Source organism: Pseudomonas sp. CVAP#3 (assembly GCF_018986375.1).
GTDB classification, from domain to species: Bacteria; Pseudomonadota; Gammaproteobacteria; order Pseudomonadales; family Pseudomonadaceae; genus Aquipseudomonas; species Aquipseudomonas helvetica.
Map to the genome: position 1 here is coordinate 75,274 of NZ_JAHMSC010000015.1, position 15,340 is coordinate 90,613.

A 15,340-nucleotide genomic window follows, 5' to 3' on the forward strand; every position below is an offset into this window, starting at 1 on the left:
TCAACAGGAAGGAGTCTTCGCATGTCTTTAAAGCTAGGCGTCATCGGCACCGGCGCCATCGGTCAGGATCACATCCGTCGTTGCAGCCAGACCCTGCTCAACAGCCAGGTGGTGGCGGTTACCGACATTAATCTGCAGCAGGCCGCCAAAGTGGTTGCCGACCTGAAGCTGACCGCCGAGGTGTACCCGGACGGTCACGCGCTGATCAAGGCGCCGGAAGTCGAAGCGATTCTGGTCACCTCCTGGGGGCCGAGCCACGAAGAGTTCGTGCTGGCGGCGATTGCGGCGGGTAAACCGGTGTTCTGCGAGAAGCCGCTGGCGGTGACTGCCGAAGGTTGCCGCAAGATCGTCGAGGCGGAAGTGGCCCACGGCAAACGTCTGGTGCAGGTCGGTTTCATGCGCCCGTACGACGAGGGCTATCGAGCACTCAAAGCGGTGATCGACAGCGGCCAGATCGGCGAGCCGCTGATGCTGCATTGCGCTCACCGCAATCCGACCGTGGGTGAGAACTACAAGACCGACATGGCGATCACCGACACGCTGATCCATGAACTGGATGTGCTGCGCTGGTTGCTCAATGACGATTACGTGTCGGTACAAGTGGTGTTTCCGCGCAAGACCAGCAAGGCCCACGCCCACCTGAAAGACCCGCAAATCGTCCTGCTGGAAACCGCCAAGGGCACGCGCATCGATGTCGAAGTCTTCGTTAACTGCCAGTACGGCTATGACATTCAGTGCGAAGTGGTTGGCGAGACCGGCATCGCCAAGCTGCCGGAGCCGTCGCAGGTGCAGATGCGCAGCGGGGCCAAGCTGTCCAACGCGATTTTGATGGATTGGAAAGACCGCTTCATCGCTGCTTATGACGTTGAGTTGCAGGCCTTTATCGATGGCGTACGCGCCGGGCAGGTCGGTGGGCCGTCGGCCTGGGACGGTTTTGCCGCGGCGGTGGCGGCGGACGCCTGCATCGAAGCGCAGCAGAGCGGGGCGATTGTCAACGTCGCGCTACCAGACCGCCCCCGTTTCTACGGCTAACCACATGATCGTTCCCACGCTCCGCGTGGGAATGCCGCCATGGACGCTCCGCGTCCGCTCCAGGATGTGACGCGGAGCGTCACGGGATGCATTCCCACGCAGAGCGTGGGAACGAGAGGAGAGCTGAAAAATGCGCATCGCACTAGACCCCTACATGTACCGCACTCTGTCCCTGGGCAAGATGGTCGACAAGGTCGCCGAGCTGGGTTACGAGCACATCGAGCTTTCGCCCCGGGAAGATTTCCTGCCGTTCTACAAGGCCCCGCGCGTCGACAAGGCGCGGATCAAGGAGTTTCGCAAAGCCCTGAGCGACACCGGAGTGAAGCTCTCGTCCTTGCTCCCGATGTACCACTGGGCCGCCGCCGATGAAGGCTTGCGCGTGGCGGCGGTGCGTAACTGGAAGCGCGCGATCCAGATTGCCGTCGAGATGGGCTGTGAACTGGTCAATACCGAATTCACCGGTCAGTCGGACAACCCGTTGGTTTGTGAAAATCAGTTCATGCGCTCCATGGACGAACTGATTCCCGAGTTTGAACGCGAAGGCATCAAGCTCGATATCCAGGCGCATCCGTATGATTTCTGCGAGCGTAATAACGAGTCGGTCGACATCATTCGTGGCCTCGATCGCGACTGGATCAACTACCTCTATGCCGCGCCGCACACCTTTTTCTACGACGATGGCAAAGGCGACATCGCCTCGATGCTCAAGTACGCGGGCTCCAAACTCAGCCACCTGATCATTGCCGACACCTACAACCACAAGGCTTCGTCAGGGCTGCGCTACATCGTCAACCCGCCGGGCGTTACGGCCACGGTGCACCAGCATCTGGACATCGGTCAGGGCGAGGTCAACTGGGACGCGTTCTTCAGCACCCTGCGCGAGATCAAGTTCGACGGCATCGCCACGGTCTCGGTGTTCGCCTGGGAAGATCGCCCGGACGAATCCAACCGAATGATGCTCGAGCGCGTGACCCGCGAGTTGTGTCGATAAACATTTTTGGGAACGCCTCCAGACATTGTGGCGAGGGAGCTTGCTCCCGCTCGGTCGCGTAGCGAACGTAAAACCTGCCAATGGGCTCTATCTGGAGGAACCGGTTGCAGGTTTCAGGACTGCTGCGCAGTCCAGCGGGAGCAAGCTCCCTCGCCACAGGATTGATGTCTGATCTTATTCCCCGTTTTGTTCAGCGCCAAAAGGAAAGCTTCATGCGAATCGGACTTGTCGGTTACGGCCATGGCGGTCGGTTTTTTCATGCGCCGCTGATCAGCAGCTTGCCAGCGGCGACTTTTGTCGGTGTGGTGACGCATTCCCCCGAGCGTCGTCAGCTATTGGCGGCTGAATATCCCGGCGTCCCGGCTTTCGACAACATTGGCCAATTGGTGGAAGCCGGGGTCGATGTATTGGTGATTTCCACCACACTGGAAGGGCGGGCAGCGCTGGTGCTCGAAGCGATTGAGTACGGGGTAGCGGTGGTCTGCGACAAACCCTTCGCTGCCGATGCGCAGCAGGCCGAAGCGCTCGTAACCGCTGCTGAGCGTCGCAAGGTCGCGCTCAGCGTTTATCAGAACCGCCGCTGGGATTCGGACTTCCTCACGGTACGCAAACTCGTCGAATCCGGTGCGCTGGGACAAGTCACCCGCTTTGAGTCCAGCGTAGAACGCTATTCGCCGCAGTCGGTGGGCAGGGGCAGCGGCGGCGGGTTCCTGCGCGATCTGGGCAGTCATCTGGTGGATCAGGCGCTGCAACTGTTTGGGCCAGTGACGCGGGTTTACGCCGAGCTGGATTACCTCACTGAAGATCAGCGTTACGACAACGCCTTTTTCCTCTCGCTGACCCATGCCAATGGCGTGATCTCGCACTTGAGTGGCAGTTGCCTGCAAAACAATCCTGGGCCGCGTTTTCGGGTCAACGGCACGGCAGGTTGCTACAGCGTCGACGGTCTGGATGGGCAAGAGGCCTTGGCGCTGGCCGGGCTGACACCAACGTCCGAAGGTGATCGCTGGGGCGTTGAAGAGCATCGACGCTGGGGCTGGTTCGAGCACGGTGAAGAGCGTGAGCGGGTTCCGTCTGAGCGTGGTTGCTGGAATCAGTTCTATTTACAGCTGCAAACCGCGTTGCAAAGCGCTGGCCCATTGCCGGTCGAGGCCCGTGATGCACTGGCGACCACCCGCATTCTAGACGCCGCACGGCTGAGTTTCGAACGCCGTCAGGTGGTTGAAATGAAGCCTGCGTGTGGGCATGGAATAAAAACAGAATAAAATTCTAAAATGAGTTGATATGGAAATTAAATTCCAATAAAGTCGTTTCCAGGTTGCCGACTATCAACGTCCCGATCGACCTCAAGCCAGCCTTGAGTGCGGGGAGGGCGAAACAAAAACAAGAAACAACGATAGGTGCCGTCGATGAAAACCTTCAGCTCTGCTCTGCACGTTTTACGTAGCGCGCTGCACCTGCCTCGCGCTTGCTTCCCGTCCCTTTCCGGTTTCCTTTGCGTTGAACGCAAAGGCGCCCTGGTGTGCTGCATTCCCGGTGCACCGATCGTTCGCTTGCCCACTGACTGAATTCGTCCCGCGCCTTATCCATAAAACCAACAAGAATGTGGAGAAAGACTTTTCATGAAGACCAAGATCCGTTTCGCCTCACTTGCCCTGTCCCTGATGCTTGCCAGCGGTGCTGCACTCGCTGACCTGAAGATTGGCGTCAGCATGTCGCAATTCGATGACACCTGGCTGACTTACCTGCGCGAATCCATGGACAAGCAAGCCAAGTCCATGCCCGATGGCGTCAAGCTGCAATTCGAAGACGCTCGCAGCGACGTGGTCAAGCAACTGAGCCAGGTAGAAAGTTTCATCAGCCAGAAAGTCGACGCCATCGTGGTTAACCCGGTGGATACCGCCGCGACCAAAAAAATCACCGAGGCGGCGGTCAAGGCCGGGATTCCGCTGGTCTACGTCAACCGTCGTCCGGATGACCTGAACCTGCCCAAAGGCGTGATTACCGTGGCCTCCAATGACCTGGAAGCCGGCCAGATGCAGATGCAGTACCTGGCCGAAAAGCTCAAGGGCAAGGGTGACATTGTCATCCTGCTGGGCGACCTCGCCAACAACTCCACCACCAACCGCACCAAAGGTGTCAAAGAGGTGCTGGCCAAGTATCCGGGCATCAAGATCGACCAAGAGCAGACCGGGACCTGGCTGCGCGATAAAGGCATGACGCTGGTCAACGACTGGCTGACCCAGGGCCGCAAATTCGACGCCATCGTGTCCAACAACGACGAGATGGCCATCGGCGCGGCCATGGCCTTGAAACAGGCTGGAGTGGAAAAGGGTAGTGTGTTGATCGCCGGTGTCGACGGTACTCCTGACGGTCTGCGCGCCGTGAAGAAAGGCGATCTGGCGGTCTCGGTGTTCCAGGATGCCAAGGGCCAGGCTGTCGGCTCCATCGACGCGGCTGTGAAGATGGCCAAGAACGAACCGGTCGAGCAGGCGGTGTGGGTACCTTATCGGCTGATCACCCCGGAAAACGTTGACCAGTTCAAATAGTCAGTCCGTTCAATAACAACAATAAGCACGCAAGGTGGCACTGCCAACCTTGCTGATGGAGTACCTGATCATGTTCGCTTCAGCGACTGCTTCGAGCACCCCGTTGGTGGGTATCCAGCCAAACGCCGTACCTGTCGATGAGCCGTACCTGCTGGAGATCATCAACGTCAGCAAGGGTTTCCCCGGTGTGGTGGCCTTGTCCGATGTCCAGCTACGGGTGCGTCCGGGTTCGGTGCTGGCCTTGATGGGCGAGAACGGAGCCGGCAAATCCACCCTGATGAAAATCATCGCCGGCATCTACCAGCCGGACGCCGGTGAGCTGCGTCTGCGCGGTAAACCGGTGAGGTTCGATACGCCGCTGGCTGCCTTGCAGGCCGGGATCGCGATGATCCACCAGGAACTCAACCTGATGCCGCACATGAGCATCGCCGAGAACATCTGGATTGGTCGCGAACAGCTCAACGGTTTCCACATGATCGACCACCGGGAAATGCACCGCTGCACGGCGCAATTGCTGGAGCGACTGCGGATCAACCTCGACCCGGAAGAACAGGTCGGCAACTTGAGCATCGCCGAGCGGCAGATGGTCGAGATCGCCAAAGCAGTGTCCTACGACTCGGACATCCTGATCATGGACGAACCGACCTCGGCAATTACCGACAAGGAGGTCGCCCACCTGTTCTCGATCATTGCCGACCTCAAGGCCCAGGGTAAGGGCATCATCTATATCACCCACAAGATGAACGAAGTGTTCAGCATCGCCGACGAAGTCGCGGTGTTTCGTGACGGCGCCTACATCGGCCTGCAACGGGCCGACAGCATGGATGGCGACAGCCTGATCTCGATGATGGTCGGGCGTGAACTGAGCCAGTTGTTCCCGGTGCGCGAGAAGCCGATTGGCGATCTGTTGATGTCGGTGCGTGACCTGCGCCTGGACGGCGTGTTCCAGGGTGTTTCCTTCGACCTGCATGCCGGCGAGATCCTCGGCATCGCCGGGCTGATGGGCTCGGGCCGGACCAACGTCGCCGAAGCGATTTTCGGCATCACCCCGAGCGACGGCGGTGAAATCCGTCTCGACGGCCAGCCGGTACGTATCAGTGATCCGCACATGGCCATCGAAAAGGGCTTTGCGTTGCTTACCGAGGATCGCAAGCTCAGTGGCCTGTTCCCGTGCCTGTCGGTCCTGGAAAACATGGAAATGGCGGTGCTGCCGCATTACGCCGGCAACGGCTTTATCCAGCAAAAAGCCTTGCGCGCCCTGTGCGAAGACATGTGCAAGAAGTTGCGGGTGAAAACCCCGTCGCTGGAGCAATGCATCGACACCTTGTCCGGCGGTAACCAGCAAAAAGCCTTGCTCGCCCGTTGGCTGATGACCAACCCGCGAATCCTGATCCTTGACGAGCCGACCCGCGGCATCGATGTCGGCGCCAAAGCCGAGATTTACCGACTGATCTCCTATCTCGCCAGCGAAGGCATGGCGGTGATCATGATTTCGTCGGAGCTGCCGGAAGTGCTCGGTATGAGCGATCGGGTAATGGTCATGCACGAGGGCGACCTGATGGGCACCCTCGACCGCAGCGAGGCGACTCAGGAGCGGGTCATGCAACTCGCCTCGGGCATGTCTGTACGCCATTAAGTCAAGGGTGAGCGCTGTATCTGTGGCGAGGGAGCTTGCTCCCGCTGGGCCGCGGAGCGGCCCCAATGTCTCGGATATACCGTAGATCTGGCGAGCGCTACGCACTCGAACGGGAGCAAGTTCCCTCGCCACAGGTCTGTATTCGATGCCGGATTTCATTTGAAGGGTGAGTGGTTATGAACGCGATACTGGAAAACAAGCCTGCAATGGCGCCGGTCAAGAGTCGTCGGCGCTTACCGACCGAGTTGAGTATCTTTCTGGTGCTGATCGGCATTGGCCTGGTGTTTGAAGTGTTCGGCTGGATCGTGCGCGACCAGAGCTTTTTGATGAACTCCCAGCGGTTGGTCCTGATGATCCTGCAAGTGTCGATTATCGGCTTGCTGGCGATTGGCGTGACCCAGGTGATCATCACCACCGGTATCGACCTGTCATCGGGTTCGGTGCTGGCCTTATCGGCGATGATCGCCGCCAGCCTGGCGCAGACCTCGGATTTCGCCCGGGCGGTGTTCCCGTCGCTGACCGACCTGCCGGTGTGGATTCCGGTGATTGCCGGGCTCGGGGTCGGGCTGTTGGCGGGGGCAATCAACGGCAGCATCATTGCCGTCACCGGGATTCCACCGTTCATTGCCACCTTGGGCATGATGGTCTCGGCCCGTGGCCTGGCGCGTTACTACACCGAAGGCCAGCCGGTGAGCATGCTCTCGGATTCCTACACGGCCATCGGTCACGGCGCGATGCCGGTGATTATCTTTCTGGTGGTGGCGGTGATCTTCCACATTGCCTTGCGCTACACCAAGTACGGTAAATACACCTACGCCATCGGCGGCAACATGCAGGCGGCGCGCACCTCAGGCATCAACGTCAAACGCCATCTGGTGATTGTCTACAGCATCGCCGGGTTGCTGGCGGGGCTGGCGGGCGTGGTGGCGTCGGCCCGGGCCGCAACCGGGCAGGCCGGGATGGGCATGTCGTATGAACTGGACGCGATTGCCGCAGCGGTGATCGGCGGTACCAGCCTGGCGGGTGGCGTGGGGCGCATTACCGGCACGGTGATCGGCGCGCTGATCCTCGGGGTGATGGCCAGCGGGTTCACCTTCGTCGGTGTCGACGCCTACATCCAGGACATCATCAAAGGTCTGATCATCGTGGTCGCGGTGGTCATCGACCAATACCGCAACAAGCGCAAACTCAAGCGCTGAAAGTCCCCCTGAAATTCCCCCGTAGGAGCAAAGCTTGCTCGCGATGAACGATAACGCGGTGTAACAGGTAAACCGCATTACGCCCATCGCGAGCAAGAGCTGGGCGCCCCCCAGCTCCTACATAAAACCCATTTAATCGTCGAAAAAAACTCCTAATAACAATAAAGGTGAGCTTTGCCATGGGCGTAAGAAAATCAACCTTGTACCTTTCACCGTGCCTGCTGCTGGCGGCCATGGGCGTCGCGGGACACAGTCTGGCAGCGGATGCCTTCTCGGCCGGTTCGAAATGGCTGACCGGTGATTGGGGCGGTCTGCGCACCGACTGGCTGGAAAAGGGCTACGACATTCAGCTGGAGCACGGCGGTGAATTTGCCAGCAACCTCAAGGGTGGCTACAACGACGACAAGACCGCACGCTGGACCGAGCAGTTCGTGTTTGGGCTCAAGGTCGATCTGCAAAAAGTCATGGGCCTTGAGCACGCGACCTTCAAAATGGCGATCACCGAGCGCGACGGTCGGAGCCTGACCAATGACCGGATTGCCGACCCGCGCGTGGGTGGTTACAACTCCTCCCAGGAAGTCTACGGTCGTGGCCAGACCTGGCGCCTGACCCAGTTGTGGCTGAGCAAGGGCTTTCTCGATGACGGCGCGCTGGACATCAAGGTCGGTCGCTTTGGTCCCGGCGAGGACTTCAACAGCTTCCCTTGCGATTTTCAGAGTTTGACCTTCTGTGGCTCCCAGGTCGGTAACTGGGCCGGCGGTATCTGGTACAACTGGCCGGTGAGTCAGTTGGCCGGGCGGGTCAAATACAGCCTCAATCCTGAAGTGTTTGTGCAGGTCGGTGTCTACAACCAGAACCCCTCGAACCTGGAAGTCGGCAACGGCTTCAAGCTCGATGGCAGCGGCACCAAGGGCACGATATTCCCGGTAGAGCTGGTCTGGTCGCCGAAAGTCCAGGGGCTGCCGGGTGAATACCGGGTCGGCTACTACTACAGCACCGCGAATGCCGACGATGTGCTCAAGGACGTCAACGGCCAGCCGCAACCGCTGACCGGCAACGCGTTCAAGTCTCACAGCAGCAAGTCCGGTTACTGGCTGGTGGCTCAGCAGCAGATTACCAGTCATCACGGCGATGCCAGCCGAGGTTTGTCGCTGTTCGCCAACCTGACGTTGCATGACAAGGACACCAACCAGGTCGACAACTTCATACAGGCGGGGATGGTTTACACCGGACCATTCGATTCACGGCCCAAGGATGCGATCGGCTTTGGTGTCGCCCGGGTTCACACCAACAGCGACTACCGCGAGCGCGCGCAATTGCAGAATCAGGTCAACGGTGCGACCGATTACAACGACCCGGCGAGTATTCCGCTGCAGCACAGCGAATACAGTTCCGAGCTGTATTACGGCTTCCATGTCACCAACTGGCTGACCGTGCGACCGAACCTGCAATACGTGCGTTACCCCGGTGGTGTGCGTGAAGTCGATTCGGCGGTGATCGGCGGGATAAAGGTCGAAACCGTGTTCTAAAGGCACTTTTCGCGGTGAATTACGCCACGCTGACCTGCGTGGCGTAGCCGTTTGTCTTCTATATACAGCCGCTCGATTGAATTTCTTGCTATAAACGCACTCCGATAAGCGCCTCAAAGCTTGCCATAGAGCAATTTAAGGGCTTTATCGGACAAATTCCCTGTCTTTTCAGTTGCTGAGGTTGCAAGTCGGCCTTAGACTGCCGCCCCTCGTAAATTGAGTGCCGGGTGGCGCTTGGAATGTACGGCGCCTTTCCGAGGCCTTGCAGGTCGACCGGAAAGCTCCCTGATTCGCCTTAATGCACGTATTTTTTATAGAGAAATCAATGACAAAGGAAAAGTTGCTGGCCATGCCGGCGGATGACTACATGAATGCCGAGCAACAGGCTTTTTTCACCGAGCTGTTGCAAGCCATGAAAGTGGAAACCCACGAGCGCATCGAACAGAACCGCATCGCCATTGAGAGCCTGGATACCCCGGCTGACCCGGCTGACGCGGCTTCGGTCGAAGAAGAGCGCACCTGGCTGGTCAACGCCATTGATCGCGATCAGCGCATGCTGCCTCAGCTGGAAAGAGCGCTGGAACGTATCGGCGACGATACCTTTGGCTGGTGCGACGACAGCGGCGAGCCAATCGGCCTGAAACGCCTGCTGATCAGCCCGACCACCAAGTACTGCATCGAAGCTCAAGAGCGTCACGAGCAAATCGACAAGCACCAGCGTCAGGCTTGATTCAGTAGCGCCCATTCGCGGGCAAGCCCGTTCCCACAGGTCACACTTCACCTGAGGGAGCGGGTTTGCCCGCGAAGCTTTTTGCCGCCCGGAAAATATCCCCGCACTTCTATTGATCTGCTGCAAGCACCACGACTAATGGACCATAGATAATGGCCTTCTAGTGGCGCTTAATGCTGACACAACAAATAGAAGACGCAGTGGGGGTAACGAACATGGCACGCGACGGATCTCTGGCTGGCACAGCAACGCAATCACGGGTTTCACCCAAGACGGATGCGCGCTGGTTGATGCCTGCGCTGCAAAGCGTCGCCTTGATGGCGTTGCTGTGCGCCTTGGCACTCGGCGGCTGGTCGCTTTACCTCTGTTTACCGGTGGCGGTGCTGATTATCTGGTTGCCCCGACTGCGTTCGCGGGCACCCGTCGATGTTCCCGTCGCCGACACGTCCAGTGCGATCACCGAACTGACCCGCGATCTGTCCTATTCCACCAGTCATAACGCGTTGTCTGCCGCTGGCGTGGCCTATTCGGTCAAGCAACTGGCTGGCAAACTGCAGTCGCAACTCGATGCTGCCGCGCAAATCGTCAGCAGTGCCGAAGTCATGATCGGGACTGAGAAGGCGACCTCACAACTCAGCCAGCAAGCCTTGAGCGCCGCCAGCGAAGCCCACCAGAGCAGTGTCCTGGGAAGCACCGTGCTGGCCGAATCCATTACCCGGATGCATCAGCTCAGTGTGCGCGCCAACGACAGTCGCGAGCTGATCGAAGCCCTGAGTGTGCGCAGTGAAGACATCCAGCGAGTGACGCTGGTGATTCAGACGATCGCCAGCCAGACCAATTTACTGGCGCTGAATGCGGCGATTGAAGCGGCGCGGGCCGGAGAGCATGGCCGTGGCTTTGCAGTGGTTGCCGATGAAGTTCGCGGGCTGGCCGGGCGCACTGCAACCGCTACGGGAGAGGTCGGGTTGATGGTGGCCGACATCCAGCAGCGCACAGCGCAGGTGGTCGAGCAGATCCGTCAGTTGTCCAGCGACCTGAACAGCGGTGTCGAGCAAGTCGAGCACACTGGGCAACAATTGCAAAACATTGCCCGACTGGCCGCCGGGGTTGAAGCCCGGGTCGGTGAGATCGCCAGTGGTTCCAGTAACAATCACCAACAACTGGACAGTCTGTTTCATGCCGTCGAACAGATGCGCAGCGATCTGGCAGTCAGTGATCAGCAAACCCGGCACCTGGCGCAAGCGGCGGTGCAAATGGAGGGGCAGGCCGAGACCATCAGCGAACGCCTCGCCGAAGTCGGACTGGACGACTACCACCAGCGGATCTATGACCTGGCACGCGAAGGTGCCAGTCAGATCGCTGAGCGTTTCGGGCAGGACATCGACCAGGGACGCATCAGTCTGGAGGACCTGTTCGACCGCAACTATCAGGCAATTCCCAACACGGTGCCCACCAGGTTCCAGACCCGTTTTGATCGCTACGCCGATCAGGTGCTGCCGGGGATACAGGAACCCTTGCTCAAGCGTCATGAAGGTCTGGTGTTTGCGATCGCCTGCACCCAGCAAGGCTACGTACCGACGCACAACGCGATCTTCAGTCAGCCGCTGACCGGCGACGTAGATGTCGACACGTTGCAGAACCGCACCAAACGCAAATTCAGTGACCGTACCGGTATCCGCTGTGGCAGCCATCAACAGCCCGTATTACTTCAGACCTATACTCGTGATACGGGCGAATTGATGCATGACTTGTCGGTTCCGATCATGCTCAAAGGGCGGCATTGGGGTGGACTGCGGTTGGGTTACAAACCTGAAAGCCCACGGTAAGGCTGGTCCAGGGGACGCGTGATTGTTACCGGTTATGCAAGGAAATTGTGCAGGCAGGCGGCTATTTCCAGGGAGCGGTACTCATTAACATTTCTACATTGTTAGGAAGCTAATGAAAAATTCCGAGGTGCTCTCATGCAACGCAAAGTCGATGTGGCGGTAATGATTGGCAGTGGCGTGCCTGCTGGGTTGCGGGCAGCGGGGCAAAGCGTGTGCTGGGTCGTCTTGCTCAATGGCGAGCAACGTGGCACTGCATTCTCAAGCCGTAATGAGGCCGAGGAATGTAAAGCTGCCTGGTTGGCGCAACTGAACGCCGAAAAGCCCGACAGCCTGCATTAAATCGTTTTCGCTAATGAGTCTGCTCAAGTCGCGACCTGTCGATCAGGCTTTCAGCGCGCCTCCATCAACGGCAAGCTTCAGCGCTTTGGCAGATTCCATGGCAGCGAGTGCGGCAACGTCCGAGGTCTTGAACCAGCGGTCTTTCTCGACCTGGTGGTAAGTCACGGTGGTCAGCGGCGGCTTGGCGCGCATTACAATGACAGCCTGGAATTCGCCGTCGACTTCTCTGGCTTCGCCCCAAATAAAAAATTCGCCGATATCAAATTCGGTCACGTACGCCTTCCCTTGGAAATTATTCTGTTGTTTTCAACGCAGCCCGCCGAAGGGGCTGAGTTTCAATGGTCGGGCAGTATGGCAGTTGTTGCTTGCTGGCGGCGCAGTTAAGTCATCGGTGTGACGAAACGACAGTGCAGGCAAACACAATCCGGGGTGTCAGAAGCGGGTTTCGAGGTTTCGAGGTTTCTGGCGAGGGCGCAGGCTTCGTTGTGGTCACCACGGAAGCCTCTTACACGACCCGTTGCGGTTTCTTTGATATGGAAAAAGCGCTTACCTGCCAGAACCACCTGATAACGCAGGTGAGGGCTATAGGTCGGGGTGTTTGTGTGCTGGGCAGGGAGGGTCAGCGTGCTCATATGAATTCCTTTTCTATGGTTTGCCGACGGATACACGTCGCTTTAGGTAGTCTAGGGGCGCATGGCTGCTCTAGAATCGCCTCCACGGGTTGGAGGTTCATGCTTATCTAAAGCAATTTTTTTCTGGCGATATGTCAGAAAAGTGCTTTTTTTAAGGAGTTTTCTCCCTAAAGTAGATAGTCCAGTATTCTCTGGCCGTTAGAAGGGCGATTTCCTTCAGCATCTGACGACCGCCAGGGAAGACGGGAGGATGGGCACTCCAGTAGTCTTTTCCTACCCTGCGATGAAGGAGCTTTCTGCTCGCTTCACGATTTCAGCTTGGTCATTGTTGCGACATTTTCGGTATGACCGTTTTTCTGCTGCCTGTTTTTTCTGCGGGTAGCGTCATTTTCAGATGTGGGGATGTTTCCTTGGCAGTAAGTAATCTCGATATGCATGCTTTGTTCGTGCTGGGTGATCTGCGCGCAAAGCTGGTCAAACAGTTTCAATCACGTTTCGTTTACATCACCGAGCAGACCCCAGAAGGTATTTACGTCGCCGAGATCGACACCGAGTCGGCACTGGTGGTGGACGACAAGCCTCGCCTGGAACTCAAGGTCGGCGATCATTTCCGCGCAGCGGTATTGCCGAGTCGCGAAGGTGGCAAATTCGAAATCAAGTTTCGCGAGATCAAACTGACGGTCTACGGCCTCGGTGATTACGCATTTGTGACCACGGCAGACGGTCACGCCATTCTGTTCAAGGAAGGCCATAGCGTAGTGACGGTGTTTGCCGCTCACCAACAGTTGCAAGAAGGCCTGACCAAAACCTTGAAAGCGGTGACCGGTAAAGCTGCCAAGTGGCGCAAGGGCGAGCTCACGACGTTCAAGGCCAGCGAATAAATGAGCCTGTCCCGGGCCGACTTCCATGAGCAAAACCTCGACAGTGCTCGTGCACAAGCCCAGCGCCTGTTCGCTCAGAGGGCTGTTCTGCAGGGCGCCTGGCTAAGCTGGGTGGCATCGCAGATCTACACCTTGCGTCCGGCGGAGTACGCCAGCATGGTGCGAAGGGAGTTGCAGCACTTGCAGGACTCTTCTGAAAGTTGATCGTTTGGCCTCGAATGCACAAACCTCTACTACAGTCAGTTGACTGAGTATTCGCAGGTGCGCGGCCTTTGTGCGCAAAGCCGTCCTGCCATGGCTGTGAACAGCACGAGGTGCAACGCATGAAAGGGTTTCGACTGCTGCTGGGAAGTCTGTTAGCCACTGTTGGTCTGTTGGTGTCGCCCGTGACCGTAATGGCCGCCCCGGCGCCGATCCACTTCGCTGACCTGAACTGGGAAAGCGGCAGTCTGATCACCGACATTTTGCGGATCATTGTCGAGAAGGGTTACGGCCTGCCGACCGATACCTTGCCGGGCACCACCATCACCCTGGAAACCGCGCTGGCCAACAATGACATTCAGGTCATTGGCGAAGAGTGGGCCGGTCGCAGTCCGGTCTGGGTCAAGGCCGAGGCTGAAGGCAAGGTGGCGAGTATCGGCGATACGGTCAAAGGCGCAACCGAAGGCTGGTGGGTGCCGGAATACGTGGTCAAGGGCGATCCGGCCAAAGGCATCAAGCCATTGGCGCCGGACTTGCGCAGCGTGTCGGACTTGCCGCGCTACAAGGATGTCTTCAGCGATCCGGAAAGTCCCGGCAAGGGACGTTTTCTCAATAGCCCGATCGGCTGGACCTCGGAAGTGGTCAACAAGCAGAAGCTCAAGGCCTATGGCCTGACGGACAGCTATGTGAATTTTCGCAGCGGTTCCGGTGCGGCGCTGGACGCAGAGATCACCTCGTCCATTCGCCGTGGCAAACCGGTGCTGTTTTATTACTGGTCGCCAACGCCATTGCTCGGGCGCTTCAAGCTGATTCAGCTGGAAGAGCCGCCGTTCGATGCCGAGGCCTGGAAGACCCTGACCGATGCCGATAATCCCAACCCAAAACCAACACGCTCGCTGCCCTCGAAGCTGTCGATTGGGGTGTCTGCGCCTTTCCAGAAACAGTATCCGCAGGTGACGGAGTTTTTCAGCAAGGTTGATCTGCCTATCGGGCCTCTGAACAAGGCCCTGGCCGAAATCAGCGAGAAACATACAGCGCCGCGCCAGGCGGCAGAAGCCTTCATGAAGGCGCACCCGGAGGTCTGGCGGGCGTGGCTGCCCAAGGATGTCGCAGACAAGGTCTCTGCAAGTCTGTAGGGTACCCGGTCGATCAATGAACGGTCAGAGTTCAGGCGAATTTTATGCGGCGTGACTGCAACATTGTCGTGGAACAACGCACTGACAAAAAGTCTGGTCTAGGCTGTTTCTTCTGCCATCGATTCCCGGAACCCTGCTCATGACGTTTGTGCTTGCTCAATGGATCGTCGCCGCGTTTGTGCTGATCAGCCTGATTCATTTGTACTGGGCGCTCGGCGGTCGTTGGGCCTTTGACGCCGTTGTGCCGCAGGTACAAGACGGTGCAGAGGAAGGGCTGCGGCCGGCTTTCAAACCTTCCGCACTGGGAACCCTGGCGGTGGCTGTCGGGTTGTTGCTGATTGCCTTGATGGTCTGCCTGAGAGTTGGCCTGTTTGTGCCGGCAGTCGGGCACTGGTCGCTGCAATGGCTGATCAGTGCAATCGCCTTGCTGATGTTTGCCCGCGCGATTGGCGATTCGAATCTTGTCGGCTTTTTCAAGGAGCAGGCCGGATCGAAGTTCGCGCGCCTCGACACCTGGGCCTATTCACCGCTGTGTGTGGTGTTGGGGGCGGGGTTGTTGGGCGTTGCGTGGGGGTGAGTTCAATCTTCAGGATCGCAGCCTGCGCCAGCTCCTACAGAAGCATGCGATAGTGCAGGAGCTGCCGCAGCCTGCGATCTTT

16 protein-coding genes are annotated in these 15,340 nt (G+C 58.3%); 14 read left to right on the forward strand and 2 right to left on the reverse strand.

Features of this window, described 5'->3' with window-relative positions; genetic code table 11:
* Positions 1 to 21: 21 nt before the first annotated feature.
* The 10 genes from KRR23_RS22075 to KRR23_RS22120 all read left to right on the forward strand — a co-directional run bounded on the left by KRR23_RS22075 (position 22) and on the right by KRR23_RS22120 (position 11,831).
* The gene (locus KRR23_RS22075; RefSeq protein WP_216744247.1) at positions 22 to 1,032 is read left to right on the forward strand and encodes a Gfo/Idh/MocA family protein; all 1,011 of its coding nucleotides are present in this window, start codon (positions 22 to 24) and stop codon (positions 1,030 to 1,032) included.
* Positions 1,033 to 1,162: 130 nt separating this feature from the next.
* On the forward strand, positions 1,163 to 2,023 hold the full coding sequence (locus tag KRR23_RS22080; RefSeq protein ID WP_216744248.1) for a sugar phosphate isomerase/epimerase family protein: 861 nt from the start codon (positions 1,163 to 1,165) through the stop codon (positions 2,021 to 2,023).
* A gap of 212 nt (positions 2,024 to 2,235) precedes the next feature.
* Complete coding sequence (locus KRR23_RS22085) at positions 2,236 to 3,288, forward strand: Gfo/Idh/MocA family oxidoreductase (protein WP_216744249.1); 1,053 nt, start codon at positions 2,236 to 2,238, stop codon at positions 3,286 to 3,288.
* A gap of 357 nt (positions 3,289 to 3,645) precedes the next feature.
* Positions 3,646 to 4,572, forward strand: a complete 927-nt coding sequence (locus KRR23_RS22090) for a sugar ABC transporter substrate-binding protein (protein ID WP_216744250.1) — start codon at positions 3,646 to 3,648, stop codon at positions 4,570 to 4,572.
* A 70-nt stretch (positions 4,573 to 4,642) separates the two neighbouring features.
* A complete protein-coding gene (locus KRR23_RS22095; protein ID WP_216744251.1) occupies positions 4,643 to 6,208 on the forward strand; it encodes a sugar ABC transporter ATP-binding protein in 1,566 nt (521 codons plus the stop codon).
* 176 nt (positions 6,209 to 6,384) lie between these two features.
* Positions 6,385 to 7,407, forward strand: coding sequence for an ABC transporter permease (locus tag KRR23_RS22100; protein WP_216744252.1), 1,023 nt, complete (start codon positions 6,385 to 6,387; stop codon positions 7,405 to 7,407).
* Positions 7,408 to 7,586: 179 nt separating this feature from the next.
* On the forward strand, positions 7,587 to 8,936 hold the full coding sequence (locus tag KRR23_RS22105) for a carbohydrate porin (RefSeq protein ID WP_216744253.1): 1,350 nt from the start codon (positions 7,587 to 7,589) through the stop codon (positions 8,934 to 8,936).
* 325 nt (positions 8,937 to 9,261) lie between these two features.
* Positions 9,262 to 9,666 (forward strand): TraR/DksA C4-type zinc finger protein, encoded by a 405-nt coding sequence (locus tag KRR23_RS22110; RefSeq protein ID WP_019691009.1) that lies wholly within the window; start codon positions 9,262 to 9,264, stop codon positions 9,664 to 9,666.
* A gap of 215 nt (positions 9,667 to 9,881) precedes the next feature.
* Positions 9,882 to 11,492 (forward strand): methyl-accepting chemotaxis protein, encoded by a 1,611-nt coding sequence (locus tag KRR23_RS22115; protein WP_216744254.1) that lies wholly within the window; start codon positions 9,882 to 9,884, stop codon positions 11,490 to 11,492.
* 135 nt (positions 11,493 to 11,627) lie between these two features.
* Positions 11,628 to 11,831: a hypothetical protein gene (locus KRR23_RS22120; RefSeq protein WP_216744255.1), complete on the forward strand. Its 204-nt coding sequence runs from the start codon at positions 11,628 to 11,630 to the stop codon at positions 11,829 to 11,831.
* A 42-nt stretch (positions 11,832 to 11,873) separates the two neighbouring features.
* On the opposite strand, the gene KRR23_RS22125 is transcribed toward KRR23_RS22120, so the two are convergent.
* A complete protein-coding gene (locus KRR23_RS22125) occupies positions 11,874 to 12,104 on the reverse strand; it encodes a hypothetical protein (RefSeq protein WP_216744256.1) in 231 nt (76 codons plus the stop codon).
* A 107-nt stretch (positions 12,105 to 12,211) separates the two neighbouring features.
* Positions 12,212 to 12,463: a hypothetical protein gene (locus KRR23_RS22130; RefSeq protein ID WP_253912210.1), complete on the reverse strand. Its 252-nt coding sequence runs from the start codon at positions 12,461 to 12,463 to the stop codon at positions 12,212 to 12,214.
* A gap of 431 nt (positions 12,464 to 12,894) precedes the next feature.
* Here KRR23_RS22130 and KRR23_RS22135 point away from each other — a divergent pair, with 431 nt between their 5' ends.
* The 4 genes from KRR23_RS22135 to KRR23_RS22150 all read left to right on the forward strand — a co-directional run bounded on the left by KRR23_RS22135 (position 12,895) and on the right by KRR23_RS22150 (position 15,258).
* Positions 12,895 to 13,344 carry a hypothetical protein gene (locus tag KRR23_RS22135; RefSeq protein WP_123583363.1) on the forward strand — a complete coding sequence of 150 codons (450 nt, stop codon included), beginning with the start codon at positions 12,895 to 12,897 and terminating at the stop codon, positions 13,342 to 13,344.
* On the forward strand, positions 13,345 to 13,548 hold the full coding sequence (locus KRR23_RS22140; protein ID WP_054596749.1) for a hypothetical protein: 204 nt from the start codon (positions 13,345 to 13,347) through the stop codon (positions 13,546 to 13,548). It begins immediately after the preceding gene.
* A 119-nt stretch (positions 13,549 to 13,667) separates the two neighbouring features.
* A complete protein-coding gene (locus KRR23_RS22145; RefSeq protein ID WP_216744257.1) occupies positions 13,668 to 14,681 on the forward strand; it encodes an ABC transporter substrate-binding protein in 1,014 nt (337 codons plus the stop codon).
* Between the two features lie 139 nt (positions 14,682 to 14,820).
* Positions 14,821 to 15,258, forward strand: coding sequence for a DUF3995 domain-containing protein (locus tag KRR23_RS22150; protein ID WP_216744258.1), 438 nt, complete (start codon positions 14,821 to 14,823; stop codon positions 15,256 to 15,258).
* The last annotated feature ends 82 nt before the right edge of the window (positions 15,259 to 15,340 follow it).